Origin of the sequence: Holospora elegans E1 (genome assembly GCF_000648275.1) — a bacterium.
GTDB lineage: Bacteria > Pseudomonadota > Alphaproteobacteria > Holosporales > Holosporaceae > Holospora > Holospora undulata_A.
Genome location: NZ_BAUP01000040.1, coordinates 1 through 4974 on the forward strand (window position 1 = coordinate 1; position 4974 = coordinate 4974).

Sequence of the window (4974 nt, forward strand, 5' to 3'; positions counted from 1 at the left end):
AGGCTCTTCTGATTGCGATCGTAGAAGAGTATAAGGAGGATCAAAAGTTAATGGTGTAAAGCAAGGGCTCTGTGAGCAAGCTAAATACTTCACAAACAGCAGAACTTATCGCACATTTGGAAAGCCATAGCGTATATGAAAGCAAGCGATATTTGTGGCTCATGTTCTTGAACCCTATAGCTGCACGCCCATAATTTTTCATTTAAAAAGGCAGCCAGCCAAGCAGGAAGCGTTTATTCAACGGTGATGACAACACCGCCGGATGTTTGGTGATGGCGCGCCAACATGGCAACGAAAATCACTTGTCAGGCACCCCCATGACACGCATGAGCCTGATTGGAGCCTTGGATTTGACATGTGATGTTCCTTAAAAACCTTGAAGACGTTTTTTGATCAGCTGAAAGACGCTTATCCAAAGGCGCCGTTCTACCTGATCCTGGATCAAGGCGGAAAAAGAAAAGGGGATTGAGGTGCATTATTTGCTCTACCTATAAGCTCCAACCAGAGAAGAATGACAATGTGCGCAATAATCGATTGTTCGCCTCTGCCAAAAAGTTTTGCAAGAGTATACTGCATTTTTTTGACCAAACCTGAGACACCATCGCCATGGATCTTGTCGACCGCATCAATGACTACTTTCAACGCATTAGTCCAACACTTTCAGTTTGATTGGGTATAGCTTGAAATTTTATTAAGGTTATGTTAAAGTCAAAAAGAGGAATATAAATTACTTTTTGAGTATGAAAAAAATTTTTTAATTTTAATAGTAAATGTTTTGAGTGGCTTTTTTTTCGAAAGCACTGCTAAAAATTTTCAGGGTAAATCGTCTAATTTTCAGCAAGATTCAGAAATGAGTTCCGATGAAGAAATAGTGCTTAGTTCCCAACAAGGCTCTGATGAAGAAAGTGTATCTGGTTCTCAACAAGGCTCTGATGAAGAAAGTGTATCTGGTTCTCAACAAAGCTCTGATGAAGAAAGTGTATCTGGTTCTCAACAAAGCTCTGATGAAGAAAGTGTATCTGGTTCTCAACAAAGCTCTGATGAAGAAAGTGTATCTGTTTCTCGGAAGGATTCAGAAGTGAATTCTGATTTTTTTGATCAAGAAAACCAGGAGGCAAGACTAAGAATAGGTACATTGGGTAATTTTGATTTTTCTAATTTTTTGAAGTTAGACTTAGAAAAGAATCGTGAGCTTTTTGCTGATGTCTACAAAAGCAAAGGTTTTTCAGTGAGTTGTATTGATCGAAACATAATGTTGTTTTCAGAACCACTATATAGAAATATAGATGGTCTTATAAAGCTTTATACTGAGAATAGTTATTCTGGGAGTGTACCTTTTCAAGTTAGTAATTTTGAAGCTAATTTTTCTCAAGGGGCTCCAAAATTAGAGATAATAGATACCGAAATTAATGAAAATGCTGAGGGGCTAGTTCTTAGAACAGATAGGCAAGAGATTTCTGATACTGGAAATAGTAGAGAAGTTCGTGCAGTTCTAAGCGATTCTTTGGGGGAAATCTCTTCGCAGAGTGTTTCAAAGATTGATGAATCTCAAGAATCTGACAAATAGTTTTATTTTTGAATTTTTTTGTAAAGAAGGGCCACCAAATTTTATGAATTTTTCCGTAAGAGCGTTCTGTTTTTTAGGAATTAATCGTATCTGTTACTGTAATTTTTGAATCTGTTTTTTTTTAAAATGTCAAAAAAATATGAGGGAGCGATAAAAGAAGGAAATAGTGTTGTATTGTAATACAATTGTATATCAAAAAAAGATTTTTTTAGAAATCGTTATTTAGCAAACTCTAAGGTTAAATGTCTTTTTTTTCTGTTTCTGCGCAACACAACACTATTTTTATTCTTTTTTTATCTAATCTTTTTTTATCTAAGATTTACAGATTATTTTTAATTGAACTAGAATGTATTCACGAGATCCAAGTTTAGCATGGGGATGTTGTTTTCTTGAAAGAATTCGTTCACTTTTTCATCGCTGAGATTTTCTGAGTTTTTCTCATAATCGTACACTGGATTAGATATTTCTTGTTTTATCCAGTCCGAAAGTTCTTTTATGCCTCCCGTATAATTTTTAGTAACTTCGTCCCATGCAGCCAAAAAATTAGAATTTTTTGTCTTACCATCATGAATTATACTCACAAGTGGAGTGCAAATATTCGATAAAGTATTTTTTACTGTGAATTTATTAATATTTTTATCAAAAAAATCATAAAAACTTTCTATAAAATTTTGAACCTTTTGACTATAGTCTTGGTCAGAAATTTGTTTAATACTTTCTTTTATTTTTGATTTAAAATTTCTAATAACTGATCTGAGTTGAGTCGGATTATTAAAATCCCCTAAAATTCTTGCTAATTCGTTTATTGCTTGTGTATTTTCTTCACTGCTTTTGGCCTCTTCTTGTAATTTTTCTAATTTTTGTTGAATTAATATCATTTCTTTCCTTACTTCAGATTCAAGTTTTTTGAAATCAAATTGACTATTGAACTTTTGATTACCGTTGATTATTGCACTTCCTAACTTATAAAAAATTCTTTCAGGATTAGTTCCTCTAGATTTTTTAGAAAAAACAGTATTTTTACGTAATTTTTTACTTCTTGTAACATGCTTTGATCTGAGAATAATCCATAAACTGTGCTTAAACTATCAAATCCTTCTTTTGCTGCGCGCTTGATCTTTTGAAGATCTTGCTCATTAACGGGGCTTTCATTGGCTGGTTGCTTTGGGGTATTTTTTGCTTCAAGAGCGGCCATTTCATTTCTTTTTCTATCATTTTCTTCGTTTATTATCCTTTCTCTTTCTTGCTTATTCATCCTAGTTTCGGCTTGAGCAAACTTAGTATAAAAACTTAATCCTTGGGGGTGTTTTTTCAGGTGCGTAAGCTCTAGAGAAAGTAAAAAAGATAAAAAAGCAACCATCTGATTGGCTTTTTTTTCTTCAGCTCCCTTTGATTCATCAAAAAGCTTTCTTGGTAATTCACCACTGTTGTTTGAGTACCCATTGTTATAAAAATCTTTTAGTTCAAATATTTTATCTACTATTGCATCGTGATCTTTGTTTTTTAACACAAAATCTTTTACTATCTCTACTTTCGAAATAGAACTATGTTTCATAAGTAGACAGGCTTCTAAAATATCTTTTTTTTGATATGTGGGACTAACAGTACCGAAATAGTCCACTAATTTAGGACTATTAATATGTTCTTTTGATACTATTTCACGTATTTCTTCAGGACTTATAAATCCAAATTCGTTGATGTATTTCTTGAAACCTTCCACCGTTTCTACCAATCCCGGTTCTTTTGTGACATTTCCAAAACTTTGGTTGGCATCAATGTACTTTTTAAGTATTTCAGCTTTTTCTTTTGAAATTACACATCGAGAAAAGGCTTTTTTTGTAAACTGGTTTTTTTGAAAGTCTTCCTCACGAAAGGTTTCTAAATTTTTTAGATCCTCCATCCGATTTACTATCGATTTTAGTTTATCCCAAAACATTTCAGAATGTTCAAAATTAGTAGGTTTTTTGAGCAACATTGCTAACTCAAGAGAAAAAGCGGAATATCCAGTATCTGTCGTTAAAAAAAAGTAAATCATTCCAAAAAATACTTTATTTTTTATTTTTTTCATTTGCTTAAGGTTCACTAGTTTTATTCTTCTATAGAATAAACCAAAAAGACAAATAATTTCTATATTCGAATAAGTTTTTCAAATATATTTTTTTAATAAGCAAATAAGTATTTGAACGAAAGACAATCATAGAGGGAGGAGTTACGCACGATAATCGTTTATTTATTAATTCTGTTTTTTGGATACTGAGAACTTAAGCGCAATAGAGAGATTCCCCCTGATTACGAAAAACGGAAAAATGTTCATCACAGACTTTGGGAAGAAAATTTAGAGCAACTAACTAATGATCCAAATTGCAAATAAGGTACATATGGCAGTATATGCGCAAGGTGTGCTGGTCAAAATTATTGTCACTAAAAGGTTCCAGAGCTGATTGTACTTAAGATAATATATTATTCACGCACTGTCAGTAGAGCATTTAATCGATGACAAAACATGCGATACAGATTAGTATTATCAATTGCGCAGAACAAATCAATGTTTACGACTTGTCGACTTATCATTACCATTGTATATGGTGCGCGCTATACTCCCCCTCACTTTTTTTCAGGTAGTTTAAAAGATCGCTGAAATCAAAGAATAAGAGTTTATCTCTGATCCACCTGAGTCCCCTTGTGAAGTATGAATAACAAAGGCGCTCTGACTGTTTTTTTTGTAAGCACATTCTTGTGTAAGGCCCGTTATAGAAGCGTATAAAATAGCAACAGCGACAATGGTCATAAGTTTGGAAAGTCTTCCCAAATCTTTCATAGGGGGATTTTCAAGGTTAACCCCTTGCGTTTTCATAGTTCTGAACAGCCGTTCAATGTCCCATCTTTGTTTGTTTAGTACCCGGTCTTTATCTTGGGCAAATGACAAGGTACGCATCTTTGATCTTTTTACCTACGATACCCCCCCTAGGATCATCCAGCATGTTACAGATGGCGGCTTTCGTCCGTATTTAGGTGAGTAAAAAAATCCTTCAAAGGCTTTTTAGAGGTGCCGAAGTTGGCCAATGGATTATCTTTTATACGGATAAAAAAAGGGATCTTATGGTCACGCAAATAAGTCAAACAAATAAGTCACACAAATAAGTGATCCAATCTTTGCCCACAAATTCGCGATCAGCTGAAAAGGAGAAAATTTTATCGAACCCAAAGATTTCCTTAAATTGGTTTAATAAACTGATGCGTGCTTGGGTGTGCGAATTTTTCTGGTGATCAAGCATGCTCCAAAACAAAGGAAATGTAATCTTTCCAACTCTAACAGCTAGTACGAGGCAATTGATATTCTGCGTTCCAAACTTCCAATTGGTGCCATCGAGCATTAAATGCATTTTAGGAACTGGCTCCCAAATGCT

The 4974-nt window shown here is 34.0% G+C and carries 6 protein-coding genes and 1 pseudogene; 1 reads left to right on the forward strand and 6 read right to left on the reverse strand.

The window, feature by feature from the left end:
- Positions 1-441 precede the first annotated feature (441 nt).
- On the reverse strand, positions 442-642 hold the full coding sequence (locus HE1_RS09520; RefSeq protein ID WP_035543739.1) for a hypothetical protein: 201 nt from the start codon (positions 640-642) through the stop codon (positions 442-444).
- 133 nt (positions 643-775) lie between these two features.
- Here HE1_RS09520 and HE1_RS01090 point away from each other — a divergent pair, with 133 nt between their 5' ends.
- A complete protein-coding gene (locus tag HE1_RS01090; RefSeq protein ID WP_035543744.1) occupies positions 776-1567 on the forward strand; it encodes a hypothetical protein in 792 nt (263 codons plus the stop codon).
- 341 nt (positions 1568-1908) lie between these two features.
- Here the strand turns inward: HE1_RS01090 and HE1_RS01095 are convergent, their stop codons facing one another.
- The 5 genes and pseudogenes from HE1_RS01095 to HE1_RS08595 form a co-directional block, all read right to left on the reverse strand.
- Positions 1909-2445, reverse strand: coding sequence for a hypothetical protein (locus HE1_RS01095; protein WP_035543761.1), 537 nt, complete (start codon positions 2443-2445; stop codon positions 1909-1911).
- An 80-nt stretch (positions 2446-2525) separates the two neighbouring features.
- Positions 2526-3635: a hypothetical protein gene (locus tag HE1_RS01100; RefSeq protein ID WP_035543772.1), complete on the reverse strand. Its 1110-nt coding sequence runs from the start codon at positions 3633-3635 to the stop codon at positions 2526-2528.
- A 555-nt stretch (positions 3636-4190) separates the two neighbouring features.
- Positions 4191-4502 (reverse strand): hypothetical protein, encoded by a 312-nt coding sequence (locus tag HE1_RS01105; RefSeq protein WP_035543774.1) that lies wholly within the window; start codon positions 4500-4502, stop codon positions 4191-4193.
- A 47-nt stretch (positions 4503-4549) separates the two neighbouring features.
- Positions 4550-4687, reverse strand: a complete 138-nt coding sequence (locus tag HE1_RS08590) for a hypothetical protein (RefSeq protein WP_162531148.1) — start codon at positions 4685-4687, stop codon at positions 4550-4552.
- A pseudogene (locus HE1_RS08595) lies at positions 4684-4974 on the reverse strand (IS4 family transposase); the annotation flags it as partial. The gene HE1_RS08590 and the pseudogene HE1_RS08595, both read right to left, overlap by 4 nt.

Excerpts from the sequence above, each read along its gene's own strand:
- HE1_RS01095 (WP_035543761.1), bottom strand. The coding sequence starts at position 2,445 with ATGATATTAATTCAACAAAAATTAGAAAAATTACAAGAAGAGGCCAAA.
- HE1_RS01100 (WP_035543772.1), bottom strand. The coding sequence starts at position 3,635 with ATGAAAAAAATAAAAAATAAAGTATTTTTTGGAATGATTTACTTTTTT.
- HE1_RS01105 (WP_035543774.1), bottom strand. The coding sequence starts at position 4,502 with ATGCGTACCTTGTCATTTGCCCAAGATAAAGACCGGGTACTAAACAAA.